Origin of the sequence: Paenibacillus polysaccharolyticus (genome assembly GCF_023714295.1) — a bacterium.
Taxonomy (GTDB): domain Bacteria; phylum Bacillota; class Bacilli; order Paenibacillales; family Paenibacillaceae; genus Paenibacillus; species Paenibacillus polysaccharolyticus_A.
The window spans coordinates 1,282,159-1,301,691 of sequence record NZ_JAMAUN010000001.1 but is presented as its reverse complement, the minus strand read 5'-3'; the positions used below and the strand labels follow the sequence as shown (position 1 = coordinate 1,301,691).

General features: G+C 46.1%; 15 protein-coding genes and 1 riboswitch. Of the genes, 4 read left to right on the top strand and 11 right to left on the bottom strand.

Annotated features, from left to right (window positions below):
* Positions 1-55: 55 nt before the first annotated feature.
* From rhaA to M3629_RS06130, 11 genes are all read right to left on the bottom strand, one after another.
* Positions 56-1,312: an L-rhamnose isomerase gene (gene rhaA / locus M3629_RS06180; protein WP_251503320.1), complete on the bottom strand. Its 1,257-nt coding sequence runs from the start codon at positions 1,310-1,312 to the stop codon at positions 56-58.
* 14 nt (positions 1,313-1,326) lie between these two features.
* Positions 1,327-3,396 carry a bifunctional aldolase/short-chain dehydrogenase gene (locus tag M3629_RS06175; RefSeq protein WP_251503319.1) on the bottom strand — a complete coding sequence of 690 codons (2,070 nt, stop codon included), beginning with the start codon at positions 3,394-3,396 and terminating at the stop codon, positions 1,327-1,329.
* 309 nt (positions 3,397-3,705) lie between these two features.
* Entirely contained in the window at positions 3,706-4,416 is a 711-nt protein-coding gene (treR, locus tag M3629_RS06170; protein WP_251503318.1) for a trehalose operon repressor, read from the bottom strand.
* 206 nt (positions 4,417-4,622) lie between these two features.
* On the bottom strand, positions 4,623-5,645 hold the full coding sequence (locus M3629_RS06165) for an SDR family oxidoreductase (RefSeq protein WP_251503317.1): 1,023 nt from the start codon (positions 5,643-5,645) through the stop codon (positions 4,623-4,625).
* A 153-nt stretch (positions 5,646-5,798) separates the two neighbouring features.
* Positions 5,799-6,224: a cupredoxin domain-containing protein gene (locus M3629_RS06160; RefSeq protein ID WP_251503316.1), complete on the bottom strand. Its 426-nt coding sequence runs from the start codon at positions 6,222-6,224 to the stop codon at positions 5,799-5,801.
* A gap of 102 nt (positions 6,225-6,326) precedes the next feature.
* Positions 6,327-7,292, bottom strand: a complete 966-nt coding sequence (locus M3629_RS06155; RefSeq protein WP_251503315.1) for an EamA family transporter — start codon at positions 7,290-7,292, stop codon at positions 6,327-6,329.
* A gap of 105 nt (positions 7,293-7,397) precedes the next feature.
* Positions 7,398-7,508, bottom strand: a riboswitch (purine riboswitch).
* 135 nt (positions 7,509-7,643) lie between these two features.
* Complete coding sequence (locus M3629_RS06150) at positions 7,644-9,851, bottom strand: DEAD/DEAH box helicase (protein WP_251503314.1); 2,208 nt, start codon at positions 9,849-9,851, stop codon at positions 7,644-7,646.
* On the bottom strand, positions 9,848-11,239 hold the full coding sequence (locus M3629_RS06145; RefSeq protein ID WP_251503313.1) for an ATP-binding protein: 1,392 nt from the start codon (positions 11,237-11,239) through the stop codon (positions 9,848-9,850). The genes M3629_RS06150 and M3629_RS06145 overlap by 4 nt, the downstream gene beginning before the upstream one ends.
* A gap of 5 nt (positions 11,240-11,244) precedes the next feature.
* The gene (locus M3629_RS06140) at positions 11,245-12,825 is read right to left on the bottom strand and encodes a TerB N-terminal domain-containing protein (protein ID WP_251503312.1); all 1,581 of its coding nucleotides are present in this window, start codon (positions 12,823-12,825) and stop codon (positions 11,245-11,247) included.
* A 217-nt stretch (positions 12,826-13,042) separates the two neighbouring features.
* Positions 13,043-15,583 (bottom strand): diguanylate cyclase domain-containing protein, encoded by a 2,541-nt coding sequence (locus M3629_RS06135; RefSeq protein ID WP_251503311.1) that lies wholly within the window; start codon positions 15,581-15,583, stop codon positions 13,043-13,045.
* Between the two features lie 87 nt (positions 15,584-15,670).
* Positions 15,671-16,267: a biliverdin-producing heme oxygenase gene (locus M3629_RS06130; RefSeq protein ID WP_251503310.1), complete on the bottom strand. Its 597-nt coding sequence runs from the start codon at positions 16,265-16,267 to the stop codon at positions 15,671-15,673.
* A gap of 380 nt (positions 16,268-16,647) precedes the next feature.
* Between M3629_RS06130 and M3629_RS06125 the strand changes: the two genes are divergently transcribed.
* The 4 genes from M3629_RS06125 to M3629_RS06110 all read left to right on the top strand — a co-directional run bounded on the left by M3629_RS06125 (position 16,648) and on the right by M3629_RS06110 (position 19,504).
* Positions 16,648-17,472: a Nif3-like dinuclear metal center hexameric protein gene (locus M3629_RS06125; RefSeq protein ID WP_251503309.1), complete on the top strand. Its 825-nt coding sequence runs from the start codon at positions 16,648-16,650 to the stop codon at positions 17,470-17,472.
* A gap of 361 nt (positions 17,473-17,833) precedes the next feature.
* Positions 17,834-18,259: a DMT family transporter gene (locus tag M3629_RS06120; protein WP_090924008.1), complete on the top strand. Its 426-nt coding sequence runs from the start codon at positions 17,834-17,836 to the stop codon at positions 18,257-18,259.
* A gap of 33 nt (positions 18,260-18,292) precedes the next feature.
* Positions 18,293-18,991: a Crp/Fnr family transcriptional regulator gene (locus M3629_RS06115; RefSeq protein ID WP_154889435.1), complete on the top strand. Its 699-nt coding sequence runs from the start codon at positions 18,293-18,295 to the stop codon at positions 18,989-18,991.
* A gap of 18 nt (positions 18,992-19,009) precedes the next feature.
* Positions 19,010-19,504 carry a DMT family transporter gene (locus tag M3629_RS06110; RefSeq protein ID WP_154889595.1) on the top strand — a complete coding sequence of 165 codons (495 nt, stop codon included), beginning with the start codon at positions 19,010-19,012 and terminating at the stop codon, positions 19,502-19,504.
* Positions 19,505-19,533: the final 29 nt, after the last annotated feature.

Sequence of the window (19,533 nt, the reverse complement as noted above, 5' to 3'; positions counted from 1 at the left end):
AAAATATTTTATATGTAAACAAAAAACCCTGTAATAACAGGGTTTTATCAATATTTCACCTTGTTTGAAGTATATCCTGCTCATAAGACTTAACTTCTTTAATCCAATGCTCACGGACAGGCACACCTTGCTGAGCACAATAGTAGTCCCATACTGCGCCAAATGGATAGGATTTGAACTCCTCCGTCAAAGCCAGGCGTGTCGTGTAATCTCCATCCAGTTCCGCCTGTTTTAAAGCTTCTACCGGTTCCAGCATAGCTCGCAATAAAGCTTTAATTGTATTACGTGTACCGACCACCCATGCCGCCACACGATTAATACTGGCGTCAAAGAAGTCCAGTCCGATATGGGTTGTGCTGAGAAGCTCATGACGTACCAATTCACGGGCAATTTCAAGCAATTCGTCATCCATAATAACGACATGATCGCTATCCCAGCGCATCGGACGGCTAACGTGAAGCAGAATACCGCTCGTAAACAATGCGAGGGAGGACAGCTTGTTAGATATCACTTCTGTTGGATGGAAATGGCCGGCATCCAGGCAGATTAACGTATCATTTTGCAAACCGTATCCCATATAAAACTCATGTGAGCCGACAACGTAAGCTTCAGAACCAAGACCAAACAGCTTGCTTTCAACCGCATCCAGATTATGCTTCGGATTCAGTGGTTCTGCGAATACTTCGTCCAAGGAGTCCTTCAAACGTTTGCGGGGAGCCATCCGGTCAACAGGGTTGTCCTTGAATCCATCCGGCACCCATACGTTGGTCACACAGGTTTGGCCCAATTGTTCGCCGAAATACGCACCAATTCGCCGTGAAGCTTTGCAGTGATCAATCCAGAATTTGCGAATCTCCGGATCAGGATGACTGAGTGTGAAGCCGTCGCTTGATTTTTCATGTGAGAAACACGTTGGGTTGAAGTCCAGTCCAAGCCCGTGCTCTTTCGCCCACTTCACCCAATTTTCGTAATGTCTTGGCTCGATCTGATCCAGTTCCACTTGTTCGTCTGTATCCGCATAGATCGCGTGCAAATTGACTTTATGTTTACCGGGAATGAGTGCAAAAGCCTTCTCCAGATCGGCACGAAGCTCCGCAGGGGTTGTTGCTGCGCCCGGATAGTTTCCCGTAACCGATATACCACCCGTCAGTTCACCTTCCTGGTTGAGAAAACCCCTGACATCATCTCCTTGCCAACAGTGCACGGAGACTTTGATATCCGCCAGCTTGCTCAGCACATCGTCTGTATTGATGCCGTATTGTGCATACAAAGTCTTCGCAGCTTGATACGCTTGTTCCACTTGATTTTGCATCGATCTAACCTCCCTTAACGTGTAAATGCTGCTGGTACACCACCATCAATGGTCAGCATACAACCTGTTGTTTTCTCCGATTTCGATGAAGCGAAGAAGGCGATACCTTCCGCGATATCTCTCGGATAGATGTTAACGAGCAATGTCGTGCGTTTGCGATAATATTCTTCCAATTGATCCGGTTCAATGCCATATGCGGCCGCACGTTCGTTTCTCCATGAACCGTTCCAGATCGCGGAACCTTGCAAAATGGCATCCGGCAGAATAGTGTTGACACGAATACCATATTCACCGCCTTCTGCTGCAATACAGCGTGCCAGATGGGCTTCGAGTGCTTTCGCTGAGCTGTAAGCAGAGGCACTTTTACCTGCATATACCGAGTTTTTGGAGCCGATGAAGACCATGCTTCCGCCGATGGCCTGCTCTTTCATCAATTTGAACGCTTCGCGAGCGACCAGGAAATAACCTGTGCCCAGCACACTCATATTCAGATTCCATTCCTTCAATGAAGTTTCGTCAAATGGACTGGATGTGGCCAGACCCGCATTATTCACGATGATATCCACACCACCGTATTGCAGAGCCGTTTCTGCATAAGCTGCCTGTACCGCTTCTTCATCTGTCACGTCCATCTTGAGCGCGTATGCACGATTGGCACCATATTGATCGTTAATTTCCTGTGCTACCTTCTGCGCGCCTTCCAAATTCAAATCTGCAAGCACAACATGGGCACCTTCCGAAACGAGTCTGCGTGCTGTTTCACTACCGATACCACCTGCACCACCCGTAATAAACGCTACTTTGCGAGAAAACTCCGTCTCTGCAGGAGCCAGCGACAATTTATATAACTCCAGCGGCCAGTATTCCACATTGTAAGATTCATTCGCACTGAGCGAAACGAATTTACCGAGGCTTGTTGCCCCACGCATAACTGCAATTGCCCGATGGTACAGCGCACCGCTTACTTGTGACAACGCCCAGCTTTTGCCGGTATTAATCATCCCTACGCCTGGAATGAGAATAACGCGAGGAGCGGCTTCGAACATTACGTCGCCTTCGTTTTTATTGTCCTCAAAATATTGCTTATATTGCTCTTTGTACGCAGCAATGCCTTCCGCCAGCTTGGCTTTCAGTCCGTCAATATCATCCGCATTCGGCGTCCAGTCAATGAACAGCGGTACCACTTTGGTATGCACCAGATGATCCGGACAAGCCGCGCCAACCTGAGACAACTGCGGAGAATCTACTCCACCTGCAAAAGCAAGAACATCTTCCTGATCGTCAAAGGACAAAATCATTTTTTTGCTGTCCGACACCGCTCCGCGAATGACAGGCATCACCCGAGCAGCAATCTGACGACGAACTTCAGCAGGAAGTGCAGGATGCTTCAGGCCGCCAAACAGATTAGCTTCATTGACACGTGCCTCGATGAATGCTTCCGCTTCATTAATGATTTTGATCGTCTGAGCGTAACATTCCTCAGAGGTCTCTCCCCAAGTCACCAGACCATGTTTCTCCATAAGTACAAGCTCGGCATTCGGATTGGCGAATACGCTTTCAGCAATCATCTTGGACAGTGTAAAACCTGGGCGCACATAAGGAACCCATACAAAACGATCGCCATATATTTCACGTGCCAGCTCTTTCCCGTTATCCGCACAGCAGAGGCTGATAATTGCATCCGGGTGTGTATGATCCACATGTTTGTACGGAAGGAACGCATGTAGCAACGTTTCAATGGAAGCTCGCGGATGTTTCGCATCAATCATGCAATGCCCAAGGTATTCAACCATCTCTTCATCCGACATCGAGTCACGTTCCATGAGGGGGCCGATATCTTCAAGCGCCAGTCCGGTAAAATGTTTTGCTTCCATGGAACCGAGATCCGATCCGCTCCCCTTCACATACATCACTTCGACATCACGACCACGAAAATCCTTTACTGTTGTTTTAGTAGATGTGTTCCCCCCATAAATATTGCAGACCCGACGATCCGCTCCGATCAGATTAGAGCGGTAGACTAATTGTTCAAGCCCTGTTGTTTTCTCTGATGCCTTCGCTGCATTCCATAAACTCTGTACCATTTGTTCCCCTCCGATAATGTTTGTTTTCTTCCTAAATCGAGTTTATCATCTTTGTTTTGTTTTGAAAACAAATATTTTATAAACAAAAACAGAAATATACAAAGAATACATATGAAAAGCGATCTTTATTACGTTTTATCATTTGAGATATGAAAAAAAAACAGGATATCAGCCCTAATGTTGCACGACAAAAAGAGTACCTGATCACATCTGAATACAGTGACCCGATACTCTTTTCTTGTCGACAGTAGGTAACGCATTGAATTACTGAATACGTATAGCCTATATATCCTAACCTTTCTACTCCGTTTACTTGCGTCTGGCAAAGTCCACAAATGTAAACTTGTCCGGTCGATGCCGCGATTCCGTGTACTGGAACTGACTAGTATCTTCAAGATAAACCTGACTTCTCACGACAACAACATTGTGAAAACCTTCAAGGTCCAGCAGCTCGCGATCCTCAGCAGTAGGCTCCTCCACCAAAATTTCTTTCTTGGCATAGGATATCGATAACCCAAGTTTCTGTTCAATATACTCATAGATAGAGTCATTGCAGATTTCCTGGTTCAGTCCTGGAATTAACCGCTGACTGATGTAATCTTTATCCAGAATGACATGTTCTCCATCCACAACGCGAACACGATTGATCTGCCACACTTGTTCATTCAGACCAAAGCTAGTCTTATGGCTGAGCGCCTGATCCACCGCTTGTTCCTCAAACAGCTTCACTACCGTTTGTGCGCGATGTCCCATCTTTTGCGCGAGCTCCTTAAAGCTAACGAGGCCTGACACGGGAAAATCAATTTTACGGATGTCCAGCACAATGGAACCTTTACCTTGAATCTTCTGAATATAACCTTCTTCATATAACATTTTCAGTGCTTTACGTATCGTTTCTCTGGATGTTTGATACCGTTCTGATAGATCCAGTTCCGATTGAAGCAGTGCGCCCGCTTCGATGTCTCCATTCCGAATACGTCCAGCGATATCTTCATATATCCGGATAAATTTATTATTCATTTTTCATCACCATAGTTCATTACCCTTTTTATGTCATATTAGCAACCTGTATAAACTGAACTAAAAATATTTATGAGTAAATTAATAGTCCAAGGTATATACAGTATCATCACACCAATAATAACATTAAAACGAATTCAAAGGGAATTTGTGTTGCTGGCAATGACCTGCATCCGTTTATTCAAACGCAATAGTAGCTCAACCCCTTAATTTCCATCTCTAATTTTGAGCAATGCCTCATCCAATGTGCTGACCACAAGATCACACCATTCATCAAATTCAGGGTCTTCCGTCTGTAATTCTGGGTGCTCCAGAATATGCTCAATCGTGCTGCGAATACCCTGATCCGCCCTTGTTGTAGCTACAAATTCAGGAACCAGTCGTTTCAGTTTGCTGTTGTCAAAAACAACTGTGTTGGCCTTATCTCCAAGCAAACCACCCCTGAAATCCAAATCACTGCTAGCCGCCAAAAAATCCGATGGCACATGAACTGCATGTAACTTGACCCCGAGTACATCAGCAATGATTTCATGAATCTGGTTCCATGTGACAGACTCATCCGAAGTGATATGTACAGCCTCTCCGATGGCGTGGATATTGCCCATTAAGCCGATAAAACCTTTGGCAAAATCGGTGTTGTGTGTAATCGTCCATAACGAAGTGCCGTCACCGTGAATGATCACTGGTTTATTTTCAAGCATACGCTTCAGAACCTGCCAGCTTCCCTTCGCGCCATGTACACCAAGCGGTACGGACTTATCCCCGTAAGTATGGCTTGGACGAACTATGGTCACGGGAAAACCTTCATCCCGATATAATTTCATCAGGTAGTCTTCACACGCAATTTTATTTCGGGAGTATTCCCAGAATGGATTGGATAATGGCGTTCCTTCGGTAATTCTGTAATCCGACAGCGGCGTTTGATAGGCTGATGCGGAGCTTATAAAAATGAACTGCTTGGTCTTGCCTTGAAACAAACGATAATCTCTCTCCAGCTGAGCGGGTACAAAAGCAATAAAGTCCGCAACGACATCAAATTGTAAATCGGCAATCAGATCGGCAACCCGTTTTTCGTCATTAATGTCGGCTTGAAGAACCTTGACTCCTGCAGGCAAATTGTCATTATGATTCCCGCGATTCATCAAATACAATTCACAACCTTGCTTGGCAAGCATGTCGGTGATAGCTGTACTTATAGTGCCTGTTCCTCCGATAAATAGCGCTTTCATTGCTGCACCTCCAGATCGATTATGTTCCCCGTTCATGATATCATGCAGGCGAAAAAGGAGCAAAGTCCGGTTGCCCGAACTCTGCTCCTCCTTTTGAAATTGATATAAAGAACTCTATCCTACATGTTCTGTCCGGTTCAATTCGTTGACTCTTTAAATAACTTTAATCGTACCGTAGATCATGTACATCCCGCAATGAAGCTCGTATTCCCCTGGGGCGACGTTCTGATCAACCGTGTAGTAGTTATCTCCCTTTTGCATATAAAGATCCATGCCTAACTTCTCTGCAGCGACAGATTTGACGTGTGTCACGCTTCGGGTCAGGATGAAATTAATTTTCGTAGGCACTCCAGATTTCACCTCAATGACATTCGGCTCAAATCCATCGTTGCTCACGTTCACATTAATGATCTCATATCCCTTCAAATCTTCCGGTGTTTCTACCTTGGCCGTTACTGCATTGCCCGATCCCGGAGATACGTCTTTGCCCATGAAGTATACAAAAAATCCACCAAGCAGAGCAATCACAGCCACACCTAACGTTAAGAAAGGCCATGTCTTTTTAAACCAGCTATTCATATACACACTCCTTATTCCGTTGTCCCATCTTCATTTGTAAGTGGATGGATGTACTATACAAGCATACCCCATTCTTAACTTAATGAAAATGACCCCTCTGGGCTATCCGGAATATACAGGTGTGCTCCGACTTCGCCGTGCCCTCATTTTATACAATTCTGGCAGAGCCACACCAATCAGTACGATAACGACACCGAACCACTGTAGAACACTAACATGTTCATGCAGTACGATGGAGGATAACAACACCGCAACCGGAAGTTCAACCGCCCCCAGAATACCTGCCATATCTCCACCAATATGAGGTACGCCGATGGCGAACAGCACGGGCGGGATAAAAGCTCCAAAGAATCCAAGTAACAATCCAAACACAAGCAGTTGACTCCAGATTAGACCGTTAAAGAGGAACGTCGGCGGGAATAAAATGCAAAGCAGAATCAATCCGCCTGTAACCATCCAAGCACTCCGAAATGCCGGGTGTGCAGAAGGAACTGCTTTACCGCTGAATAATACAAACAAGGAGTAGCTAACTGCTGCCATTAATCCGAGAGCAATCCCGATCCCACTTACATTACTAATGCCCTGTTCCAGAAAACCTGCTGCCAGCAAGGTTCCACCAAACAAAATAAAGAGGGTCAGGAACGTGATTTTATCTGGACGCTGACGTTTGCTAATCGCCTGAATCAGCACACTGATCCATGTAAATTGGAAGAGCAGGATGATCGCAAGCGATGCCGGAATGTAACGTAACGATTGATAATACACGAGTCCGGTAATTACCGTTGGCGTTCCAGCCGCCATCAGCATCAAACGCTGTTTCCAAGTTAAACGTGTGAAGACGTTTGAAGGACTAGCCGATGTAACCTTTACTTGGCCACCAGCCGGTGCTTTGCGTTTAGCTCTAAAACGCGTGTATAAAGCCAGCATCCACGACAAGATGAAACCGGTAATCAGCTGTGTTCCCACAACCTCACCAAGTTGATATCCCTGGCCATACGCCAGTACAACAATGGTGGACAGAATACCATAACTCATCGCGCCTGCAAGGACTGACAAATAATATTTCATGTGTAATTAACCTCCCGATGATTCAATAATGCGCCCGGAGTCCGGGTTCATGTAAGGTCACAACCACGTATTAAATGCAAAAAATCCTAACTCCGAGCAAGGAATATGTTGATTCCTTTGCTTCGTAGTTAGGAAGTATAGGCTTCCCGTAGAGACCCTCGCCCTGTGTACACTTTCGGCCTGCGAGGTTATACGAAATGAAGTATGCAATTTAACTATCGCTCATGTGTGACGACTTTTCATATATTACATGGGAGGTCAAGTGGTGTCAACCCATTTCTTTTCAATTTTAAACGTTAAAAAATGAAAGCTTAACATGGCCACTCTCATTTGTTCACTCCAATGTCTCCTCTAGCTGTCCCACTCCAGCGTCTTTTGCAATCCTGATTTCAATCCTTCGAGATCCAGACCATCTACTGCAAAAGCTTCACGAATCAAGGGCGGTGCAATAAACTCATCATATTTGCCAAGATACGGTGCTTCATCCTCAGCAAGCAGATCAGATGCATCCTGAGCCGTTCGACATTCACTCATCATCTCGGCTAACAAGGTTCGTTCGTCCACTTTGCCTGATACTACAAAATAATATGGTTCCATCGGCACAACGGAACGCAAAGCGAGCCTTTCAGACAAATTATGTTTCATCAACCGCTCCAGCGTGCGAAACGATTTGCTACCCACCCAAGGCAACACATACATGGAATCCCCGCCTGCCGGAATGACAACCTGTTTGAGCAATCCGCTCTCGCGAGCCAAGCGACGTGCACGCTCCAAGCGGTTCACCGCTTGTGGAGACAGATACGGGTAGATCACGGATTCGGACAGCACCTCGCGCATTTTTTGTACAACCGCCGTATGAATATCTCCACCTGCACCAAGCCACAGTGTATCGACTTTGCCCTTCGCGGACTTCACATACACAGCCTTGTGCTTGTGATCGACCTCTTCTACCTTCCACAGCTTGCCTGCGAGAGAGAAACAATAACCCGGCGGCGGCACGGTCGTGATTGACCCGATCTCTTCCGAGCCGTTCAGCACTTTATGCTCTTCATCGTCCTTGAACACGGCATAGAAGCGGTAGTTGTTTACAATCTTTTCACCCGTGAGTCCGATAATCAGCGTATGTTCTTCCGTCCATTGCAGATGATCTGTCGCGATCAGGTAATTCAGGAACGTTTGATATTGATCCGGTGTAATCTCTGAAAAAGGCGCCAGGGAGAGGATTGCGACCGCAAGCTCTCTTGGCTCAGCCTCCCCCATACTTTTCAACATGCTCATCGTCTGGTGATAGAGAACCCCAATAGGCATTTTCCGAGCTTCAAGTGGCTCTACCCATTTGGTTTTAACGTACAGCTCAATCACCGCTATTGCACGCATTAATGTCCATGGCATACGGGCCGGCAGCTGTGCTTCCTCGTCTTCTTCCTCTGGGCATACAAAAAGCATCTCCGATGCCATATCATCACGCCTACCCGAGCGACCTAGCCGCTGAACGAAACTCGAAGCACTATAAGGTGCCCCAAGCTGAACGACACGCTCCAATTCTCCCAGATCAATGCCAAGTTCCAGCGTAACCGTCGCAGCAGCAACAGCCGGACCTGCACCTGTCCGCAAAGCCGCTTCGGTTTCTTCTCTCAGCATGGCCGATATACTTCCATGATGCACATGGAACACATCCCGTTCTTCTCTGCGCGCTGCAACACGGCGCATCTCCAGAATCGTGACTTCCGCATCCGTGCGGCTATTGGTGAAAATCAGAGCCTTTTTGCGATGTGTGCTCTCATAAATAAAGTCGTAATAGGCTTTACGCGCATGATGAAGCTGCTCAGCCTGCTCTTCGTTCTGTGCATCTGGAAATGAAAAATGCTCCACCCGGAGCCGCAGCTTACGTCCGCCCGGGGAGGATACGACATCGACTCCTTGCCGTGTTCCTGCTGCAAGCCAAGCTGTCGCTGCTTCATAATCGCTAAGTGTAGCGGATAATCCAACTCTTCTAGGAGCACAGCCAGCCATACGTTCAATTCGAGCCAGCTGGCTTAACACCTGAATGCCCCGATCCGCTCCCATGAACGCATGCACTTCATCGATAATGATATAGCGCAGATCATGAAAAAGCGCAGGAATCGCATTCGGTCGATTCATCAACAGCCCTTCCAGCGATTCGGGCGTAATCTGCAGCACACCTGACGGATTTTTCATCAGCTTGGTTTTCTCAGCCTGCGGCACATCCCCATGCCAGTGCCAGACAGGAATATTTCCTTCCGTGAGCAAGTCTTTGAGTCGTTCGAACTGGTCATTAATCAGTGCTTTTAAAGGGCCAATATACAGAATGCCCACCGATTTGGAAGGCTGGTCATAAAGTTCAGTCAACGCGGGGAAAAAAGCGGCCTCCGTCTTGCCGGAAGCCGTCCCCGCCGCAATCAGCATGTGGTGCGGAGTGTGAAAACAAATGTTACACGCTTCAATCTGCGCAGGACGTAGCGATTCCCATCTTTTTTTATAAATAAATTCCTGCACAAACGGAGCCAGTCTATAAAATGGATTGAGGTTCTCACTCATAGCTCGAACTCCGCAAGAAAATCATCCAGCTCATCGGACTCCTTCTGGGAACCTGTGGCTCCACGAGCCGAACCATCGGAAAGCGCCGCACGCTCACCAAGTAACTGCTCGTAAGTCACATCCGGATTCTGATGTAGCGTATGCAACACATCCATAAAGTCACGCACCACTTCTCGTGTTGTCAAAAGTTCATCCGCACCCAAACGATTCACAGCCATTTGCATAAAACCTACTAATTGTTCATCGCTCAAGCTAGCGGTATATGCAAAATGAAGGGCATGAATCTGGCGTAGCTTTTGTAGCAAAATCAAAATTTCTTCATGCGACAACATCGCAAGTTTGATAATGGGCCCGGTATAATTCGCATACGCACTTGCGGCATAACGACCGTCAATAAGTCTGGATCGAAGCGCTTCATAGCTGTACAAACCACGGCGTTCATCCTCCACAAATTGAGGGGTCCCCCCCACAAAAATGCCCAGATGCTCGGCTTTCCCCTGCATCGTATCATTAAACATCGTTAGCAACTTCTCGTAGTTGCTTTGACGCGAAACGCTGTTTGTAATTTTGTACAGATTCACTGCTTCGTCTATAAAGAGTAACAGCCCTTTGTACCCAATGCGCGCCGTAAATTCAGACCATAATTTGAAATAATCATACCAGTTATCATCATCGATAATGACACCCACGGAAAGCTCTTTCTTTGCCTCCGTTTTGGTAGCAAATTCACCCCGAAGCCAGCGGAGTGCAGACTGTTTCAGGTCATCATCAGCAAGTTTGTAACCACTCCAGTAAGAGGCCAGCACTTTGGCAAAATCAAAACCGTGAACCAGGTTCTGCATTTCACCCGTCACGAGGTAAATCTGTTTTTCTACCTCCAGTGGTAACGCAGGATCATCTGGACGAATATTCAACTGGGTCATCGCTGTTTGCTGCAAGCCTGCAATCCATTTTTGCAAAATAGGCTCCAAAGCCCCACCATCCGGGCGTGTTCGTGTAGACAGTCGTGTCATCAGCTCACGATAAGTCGCCAGACCTTGCCCTTTTGTGCCGACAAGTCTACGCTCTGGGGAGAGATCCGCATCTGCAACCACAAACTCACGATCCATCGCATAATTTCGAATCATTTGCAAAAGAAAGCTTTTACCGCTACCATAACGGCCAGTAATCAGTTTAAATGCTGCACCGCCTTCAGCAATGTTATCCAAGTCTCGCAAGATCGCTTCCACTTCCGGCTTTCGCCCTACAGCAATTTGCTCCAGTCCAATCCGTGGCACGACGCCTGCCGTTAATGAATTCACAAGTGCGGTGGTCAAACGTTTTGGAATCTTAAGCTGGTTTGGTTGATGTTCTGTCCTTTGATGTTCATTCACTGTATGCTCAGTCATGTCAATCACCTCTTCACATGTTCAAATACATCAATATAATCAGCAACGATTCGGTCACCATCCACCAGCAGATCTCCGATGGTTTCCATAGCGATATCGTTCATTTCATCTAGCAAAAGAGCTGGCATCGTTCCCGTTTCTTCGGCAAGCCGCATCAAATCACCATCCGGATGTTCACCAAGCAAAGCGTGGATGGCTCTTACATGCCGGGCATCCAACCTCTCGGCAAATTCTCGCCACTCCTCTGGTACATGGGCTTCCGCAGCTTCGTCCCATATAAGCACTTCATTCCAACGATCCGAACTCATGGATGGCTGACTCCCGTTGTCTAGGATCGATAATGAACGACTTTGCTGTTCTTGGAAAAGCGGCTCATCCATTCCGTGTCTTTCATTCTCGTCTGCGTTTTCTTCAAGGTCAGATTCAGCATTATCCGATTCGGAATGTGCGCTATCTTCAATGCTCAACGCCTTACGCACATATTCGCTATCCTTCTGCAAAGAAGCCAGTTTGGCCGTATCAATCTGAATGACTGGCGCAGTTACAGCCTCAGCTTGTTCCATGGCAAAAGCTCTGTCCAGATAACGCTCAATCACACTGGCAAGCTCAGGCTCCAGCGTTTTACCTCGCAGACGGCCCCGGAAACCTCTCAATTCACGCAGCTTATTTTCCGTACAGCGGTAAATGTGGGTTAACCTCTCCACAAATTCACGTTCCAATATGAGAGGAACATGAGTGAACGTAACAAATCTGCCGTAAATGGACTCGTCATATACCGCTTTATGAAACAGCGTGCGTTTCACCTTCTGCTCGGCTTTGGATTCAAGCGCAGGCAACAACCCTCTTTGTTGCGTCCGCTGCAAATACGAATCCATCACAGCCATCACTTTGGGCACATATCGTTCCATCCATTCTTTGCCGCCATCCCGGTAAAAGGCATTTAAAGTAACATCATAGTCAAAATACCATTTCAGCATATCCAGCGTTACCTCAGCGACATTATCCTGTAACACCCGTTCTAATTCCTTGTCCATCAATGATGCTGGCAAATAACCATTCGAGAGCGTCATCACATCATGAAGCAATGTATGAAGATCGTGAACCAGAACGTAATCGACCATCCACTCTTGCATATAAACATGAAGCTGAGGAAGCCGCTCTCGGTAATTCAACCATAATTGTTTTAATTGGTGATAACCATCCTCTGGATGTAACCAGCCGATCCCGTTAATCAACTCGTAAACATGAACAAACAGATACGACAGGTCGACATCCGGGTATCTTTCCTGGCGTACCTGCGTTCTCCAGTACAAATACCATTTCAGCTGTGCGTCATTCATCACCCCATACGTCGGCCAGTAACTCATAAAGGGAACAGGTGAAGTTTCTTCTCCCGTAACTTCTGCAAGGCGTCTAGCTTCCTCCACAAATCGCTTCTCCGAAGACAATACAGCTCCCTGCGACTTGTGTGGTTGACGAGTCTGGTTCTCTATAGATGAACGATCAGGTATACGAATCGAGGTTGTCTCTGTATCTTCACTTAGATCAATCTCCATGAATTCCAGCTGTTCCGAATGATCTCTCATGGAATTGAATCCACCTCTTTCAGGGCAAAATACGAACACGTGTATCCATACGCATCATTATAACACTTGTGTAGCTTCTATGGGCGGCAAAATCATACTTTCTTTTCACACAAAAAAGAAGGCATCACTGCCCTCTTCTCTATTTTGTCTTTCCTATCTATTTTACAGGTAATTGAATCTCTTTTTTTGATACACAGTGCGAACTTATCCGTTCAACTCAAACCACCCGCGTACGATTTTTGCCTTCATCCTTGGCTTGAGACAGGGCTTGAGTAGCCAGCTCGATCAAATCACTTGCGACAGTGTTCTCATCAGGAAGCAGAACCGCCCCGCCAACGCTGACGGTAACCACACCACTCTGACCCGTGAGCTCTCGCTGGATATGCAGAGCAAGCACATGTTGCCTGATCTCCTCAGCCAGTTCCATTAAATACGCTGAGGTTGTGTCTTTTAATTTCAGCATAAACGTACCTCCGCGTTGGCGGGAAATGACAGCGTTATGCTGTTCGCTAACCACCGTTAACACCTCGCCAATCCACTGTAAACAAAGGTCGCCACCTTGCAGGCCATACGCCGTATTATAAGAACGGAAATCGTCAATATCAATGATCAGCAGCCCCAGACTACAGTTATCCTGCAAGCAATCCTTCCAATCCCCTTCGAGTTGTTGCTTGAACACCGTTTGAACCGGCATATCGGTTAACGGATCGGTGGTCAGGTAATTGCGTAATTGGTTTGTTGTTTCGCTGTAATCATCCTGCCCCTGTTGTGATGTTCTGCTGCGAAGCAACAACATGACGGAAGGTTTGCCTGCATGAACAACGGAGGCCATTGTAATCTCAAAGAGCGAAGACATGCCAGAAGCTGTTGTAAAATACAACTGATTGTTCATCAAACTTGTGACGTCGAGCTGCAATTTTTCAAAGTCTTGCCGTATTATGTCCCGTGTATTATCAGGCAAAAAATCGTTAAAACTCTTCCCGATCAGACTGGCTGTATTTTCATATCCAAACAGTTCGGCCGCCATCCTATTACAGTAAATAATCCGCCCTTCGGTAAGTGTGAAAAAGGCAACAGGCGAGAAGTCCATCAATTGCAAATAACGTTGCTCGTTTCGCTTCAAAATACGGGCATTCTGAAAAGCGTGCTCCTCCGCTTGAGCCAGCTGATTTTCCGTCTGACGACGCACAATAGACTTTAGCAAAGGTAATATGCTCAGTTCTCTCGTTGTCCATGGATAGGAGGTCGATTGCACAACCTCCCTCCATTTTTCAAACGATTTCCTCGGAGACAAACGTACACCATCATCCGTCTTCAGCACGGCTTTCGCCGGATCACCAGCCCATTCGACCACCTGAACCACCTCGGGACGGAACCATAACATATAGTTGTGGTGACCCGGTGAGATGGCAACATAAATAACCCCGGAGGCTACATCTTGATATCGCTTGGCTGTCTCGTATTCCAGACTCAGCTTCGACGTGTGATAGCTGTGATCCTCTGCCTGTCCAGCCAGCCATCCGGCCAATTCACGAATCTGTCCATTTGTCGGAGTCTCACCGAATAACAGCAACTTGTCCTGGTAACAAATTGCCGCACCGGATGCATTCATTAACCGAAGAATGGTTTCCTGCTCTCCTTGCAGCTCTTCCACCACTCGCGCCGGGCTTGTATTTCCGATGAAAATGTTGACGATCCGCGTAGCAGCCTCACGCGACTTGATCTCTGCCTGGTAATCATCCAGCTGCTGACGCTGGAACAACTCATTGGAGAAAAAGGCTCCCAGGAAGTTACACAGATTACGAACACGATGCGGGACGTATCTTGCAGAATAATGATGACACGTAATAAGTCCCCAGAGTTGATTATCATGGATGAGCGAAATGGTCACGGTAGCTCCCACGCCCATATTTTGCAAATATTCAATATGAAGCGGAGATACACTCCGCAACACAGACAGACTTAAATTCAAAGGTTTGCCTGTAAGGGGCTGTAGTGTAGGTACAATCTCAACAGGGGTATAATGCACGTTGACAATGGTTCGTAGCCAGTTACGAAGATACAGCTCCCTTGCTTGCTTGGGAATGTCCGAGGCCGGATAGTGATGCCCTAGAAATGGTTCGAGTTCCGGTTCGCGCGCTTCCGCAATCACTTTGCCGTTCCATTGCTCGTCAAATTCATAGATCATGACTCTGTCATATCCAAGCATTTCTTTGACTTGTTCAGCCGCAATCTGGCTCGCATCCACGCGGCTGTCCGTGCTTTTGATTCTTCCGAAGAAACGGGATATCCATTCAAAATCGTTCGATTCGATGTTTTCTTTTTCATAATAAGGCTCGATTTCAAGAATTAACAGACCTTCGCTCTCATGCAGGACCGTTGAAAAAACTTTCTCTTCCCCTGCCACTTCTATAATCAGATCCATATAATGCAAGTCTGACGTTACAGCTGCGTTCGAGCGGTTGTTCAGGAGCTTGTGTACATCTTCTTCAGCGATCAAGTCGCTTAGAGGCATACCTAAAATATCTGAGTAGTCTATGCCCAGATGATCCTGTGTATTTTGGCTGCACTGCACAATGGTTGCTGTTCCTCTGGGATCGATTGCCAAAAGCACGCCATGTGGCTGGATAAAGCCAGGAATATGAATAGGCTCCTTATCACAATTATTTAAATCGATAGGATCATTCGTATATGTCCCTTGCGGGAGTAAGGTGCGGTTAAGCATGCTCATTTCTTGCCTCGACCTAGGTTCAGCCATGAACTTGAATATCCCCTCTCAGCATGTGTTGTTTCATTGTTACAGAACTTACGTCGGGTAGCTAATCGGGTGTTGCAGGCGTAATTCTTACGTATTAATCCACTGATCCAGTAGCCTGAATGTCTCCGAAGCCGTATGCAAAACGCTGTCTTCATCCTCGGATGTCTGAATCGATTGTTGTAACAATTCCACAAACTCGCTCCATCTCGTGCGTGTCTGTGTGCCGTATGCGTTGAAATATTGCAGTCCACGATCCGCCTCTATAGGCAAAAATTGTGACAACCGTTTGGTCATGATCTGTCCACCGTTGGTTGAGCCCTCAATGACATAGAGATATCCGAACAGTCGTGCAGGTGTTGAAATGTCGGGTAAATTCTTGCCGTCGCTTTGTGGAATCTGCTTGATCTGCTCCTCACTTAAGCCAAGATCCCTCAGATCTTGTTCTAATAAACCAGCCTTGCCTCGTACATCGATATCCAATCCTGTTTCCGCCCAAAAAGACTGTGCTATCGCTTGATCCTCCAAAGGTTTTAGGAAACCGTAGAATTTCTCCAAATACACTCTATATTGTTCAATCGTTATGGTTGAATCCATAATTGCTTTCGCATAGGGGTTCTGTTCTACTTGTCTATGATAATGTGCTGTCTCACTCTTCAGGCGTTCCATAATACTAACTGCCGTCATGTTGTTATCCCCTTTCGTATCGTGATATGAATCCAGGCTATGATTAGCGTAAAAATCTATTGCGAGTATAGTAAATTTTACCTGATTCAAAAAAGACTCTATGTAAGTATACGGTTTCTCGTATCAGAAAACTACTTGAATTCAAGAGGCTTGAGCGCTGGTTTTCCATCAACGTTGTTAGGGTAACTGCGGAAGTGCTGTGTGTGCTGTAAGCATGGGTCAAACAAGGGTAAATACGGACTTGAACATGCCTAGAGTACCGTAGAGTCTATCTGAAAATCGTTCATTTTCAGGGTAATGAAGTATCGTATGTATAGCTGGTTTTTACCTATGAAGATGATACACTAGCACTATATCCTTATTTTGGAGGAATGAATCTAATGGAAATTAAAAATATGACAGGGCCAAAGGAACTCACGGTTCAAGAGATTATACTGCACCTCACAGAGGGGATAACACTTCCGGAAAATACAGTGGATCAGCTGATCACGGGTTCACCGGATCAGTTCGTGACTGGCATTGTGGTTGCTTTTATGCCTACACAACAGGTCATTGAACAGGCTATTCAGGGCGGAGCTAATCTGATTATTGCCCATGAATCCCCATTTTATAATCACCACAGTGCGACCGACTGGCTTGTGAACAACTCCGTTTATACGGATAAAAGAACATTGATCGACCAAGCAGGCATTGCTCTTTTTCGTTGCCATGATATAATCCACCGTTTCGAGCCAGATGGCATTACAGATGGACTCATTCAGGAGCTTGGCTGGACTACATATCTGAGCGGGCGAACAGCAGAGTCGGATATAGTTACATTTCCAGAAGGAATGACCGTTCAGGAAATTGCTCAACATTTAAAGCAACGTCTGGGTATTGACTATGTCCGCATTGCAGGCAATTCTGAAATCGTTTGCAGACGCGCTGCCGTTCTGGTTGGATTTCGTGGAAATGGACCCGTCACGATACCTCTTCTTCAGAATGAACAGGTGGATCTGATTATCGCAGGGGAAGGATTTGAATGGGAAACGCCTGAATATGTTCGTGATGCTGTGCAGCAAGGTAAATCCAAAGCACTCATCATGGTTGGACATGCCGAAAGTGAGGCCCCGGGAATGAAGCTTTTGGCGGACAGACTGAAGGAGTCTTTTCCAGAGACCAAAATTACTTTTGTGAAGGAACAGCCTGTATTTAAGGTGTTTTAACGTTAGGCTAGGTTGGAGAACATATTGAACTACAGCTGACATACCTTTTTACGTAACTTGTCTCATTTATAAACCTGACGATCCTCAGTGAAGCTATCTCCTCCATTTTTCCACATATCCAGCGTTTTGACCTCGTTTGGTGGAATAGCGTTCCTGGGATCGTTAATCCACTTCTACCTCCTTCCTCCCCTTCATACCTTCCATAGCTACTTCTTTTCTTGCTTTTCTGGAATATCCTGAAGCTTTAGTGTACGCTAGATGCTGTAAATTTCAGACTCAGGACATTTGTCCTTGGCTGTTTGGAGATATTTATCATTTAATAGAAGTCGAAGTCATGCATTGAAGGAGTGTACGGAGAAAGATGAGAGGGATTATTTTTGCCTTGCTGGGCGGAGCCTGCATTACGCTACAAGGGGTTGCTAACACCAGAATCAGCACAGATATAGGCACATGGCAGGCCGCCTCGATCACCCAGTTAACGGGATTTATACTCGCGGCGATCATCCTGATGTTTGTGCGGGACACCAATCTTCAGGGAATTAAACAGGTTAAACCGATGTATCTCGCCGGAGGCGCATTTGGTGCGGTTATTATTTTCAGTGAAGTCTCCGCGATTCAGCAAATTGGCGTCACTTTTACGATCTCGGCTTTGTTGATTGCCCAATTGTTTCTAACTTTTTTGATCGACAGCAATGGATGGTTTGGCGTGCTCAAACAAAAAATGAAACTGCCGCAATTCCTAGGTATTGCTCTAATGATCGCCGGTGTCATCATTATGAAACTGTAGTTTCATTACAATTAACGCAGAGGTGAGAACCGCATGGAAGAGATTCATCAATCCCAGCAAATTATGGACTATTTAAAACAGTATCAATTGGAGGCGGTTTTTCACGAACACCTACGTCCTCATATGACCCTATGTCAATTTGAAAAATGTGAGCTCATCTGCCGCGAAGGCGAAGCTTCCGAATACTTATATGTCCTGGTAGAGGGGAAAATTAAAATTTTCACCACCTCTCCGCAAGACAAAACACTCGTGCTCTGTTTCAAAACACCCCTTGAAGTGGTGGGAGATATCGAATATGTGCGTGAAAGTAACATCGTTAACACCGTTCAGGCGGTGTCTCCTGTTGTAATGCTCCGTATTCATTACCGCTGGCTAACTGAGCTTGCCAGTGATTACGCGCCATTACTGCAATTTTTGCTAAAAATCATCTCACACAAGTTTTACATCGATTCGAACTTTTCGAACTTTAATCTGATGTATCCGGTGGATGTTCGCTTAGCCAGTTATCTGTTATCCATCTCAACGGATGAAGGCGGAACCGTACTGCATGAGGAACTGGATGCTTTTAACCTGACGGACATCGCCAACCTGATCGGCACCAGTTATCGCCATTTGAATCGGGTGATTCAGAAGCTATGTGCTGACGGTTACATCCAACGGGATCAAGGATTAATCCGAATAAAAAATCGTGCAGGCCTTAGGCACATTGCGGGACATAACATTTATGAATAAGGAGTTAGGACACGCATGATCATTACAGGTATTTTACTTGCGCTGCTTGCCGGTTCACTGGTCAGTCTGCAAACGATATTTAATAGTAAAGTCAATGAGCGCACCGGTTCATGGTCGACCACAACGATGGTGTTGTTTACCGGATTTATTGCTTCTTTTGTAATCTCCTTACTCGTTGAAGGAAAAAATACATTTAGCATTCAGCACATGCAGTCGTGGTACTGGCTGAGTGGTGCGATTGGTGTAGGCGTCGTCTTCTGTCTCGTTCAAGGCATGAAGTTACTTGGCCCAACCTATGCAATTTCCATCGTATTAACCTCTCAGTTAAGCTTCGCTTTACTATTTGATTCGATGGGCTGGCTCGGTCTGGAGCAAATTCCGTTCTCATGGAACCAACTTATTGGTGTACTTGTCATTGTAGGTGGCATCGTGCTCTTCAAATTTGGCGGACTGAAAAAAGAAACATCCGATTCATCGGATAAGCAAGCCCACACTGTGCCGAGTAAATCTTAACCATAAAAAAAAGAGTGTCTTCCAATCAA

Bases quoted from the DNA above. Each gene is read 5' to 3' on its own strand.
- rhaA (WP_251503320.1), bottom strand. From the start codon at position 1,312: ATGCAAAATCAAGTGGAACAAGCGTATCAAGCTGCGAAGACTTTGTAT.
- M3629_RS06175 (WP_251503319.1), bottom strand. From the start codon at position 3,396: ATGGTACAGAGTTTATGGAATGCAGCGAAGGCATCAGAGAAAACAACA.
- treR (WP_251503318.1), bottom strand. From the start codon at position 4,416: ATGAATAATAAATTTATCCGGATATATGAAGATATCGCTGGACGTATT.
- M3629_RS06165 (WP_251503317.1), bottom strand. From the start codon at position 5,645: ATGAAAGCGCTATTTATCGGAGGAACAGGCACTATAAGTACAGCTATC.
- M3629_RS06160 (WP_251503316.1), bottom strand. From the start codon at position 6,224: ATGAATAGCTGGTTTAAAAAGACATGGCCTTTCTTAACGTTAGGTGTG.
- M3629_RS06155 (WP_251503315.1), bottom strand. From the start codon at position 7,292: ATGAAATATTATTTGTCAGTCCTTGCAGGCGCGATGAGTTATGGTATT.
- M3629_RS06150 (WP_251503314.1), bottom strand. From the start codon at position 9,851: ATGAGTGAGAACCTCAATCCATTTTATAGACTGGCTCCGTTTGTGCAG.
- M3629_RS06145 (WP_251503313.1), bottom strand. From the start codon at position 11,239: ATGACTGAGCATACAGTGAATGAACATCAAAGGACAGAACATCAACCA.
- M3629_RS06140 (WP_251503312.1), bottom strand. From the start codon at position 12,825: ATGAGAGATCATTCGGAACAGCTGGAATTCATGGAGATTGATCTAAGT.
- M3629_RS06135 (WP_251503311.1), bottom strand. From the start codon at position 15,583: ATGGCTGAACCTAGGTCGAGGCAAGAAATGAGCATGCTTAACCGCACC.
- M3629_RS06130 (WP_251503310.1), bottom strand. From the start codon at position 16,267: ATGACGGCAGTTAGTATTATGGAACGCCTGAAGAGTGAGACAGCACAT.
- M3629_RS06125 (WP_251503309.1), top strand. From the start codon at position 16,648: ATGGAAATTAAAAATATGACAGGGCCAAAGGAACTCACGGTTCAAGAG.
- M3629_RS06120 (WP_090924008.1), top strand. From the start codon at position 17,834: ATGAGAGGGATTATTTTTGCCTTGCTGGGCGGAGCCTGCATTACGCTA.
- M3629_RS06115 (WP_154889435.1), top strand. From the start codon at position 18,293: ATGGAAGAGATTCATCAATCCCAGCAAATTATGGACTATTTAAAACAG.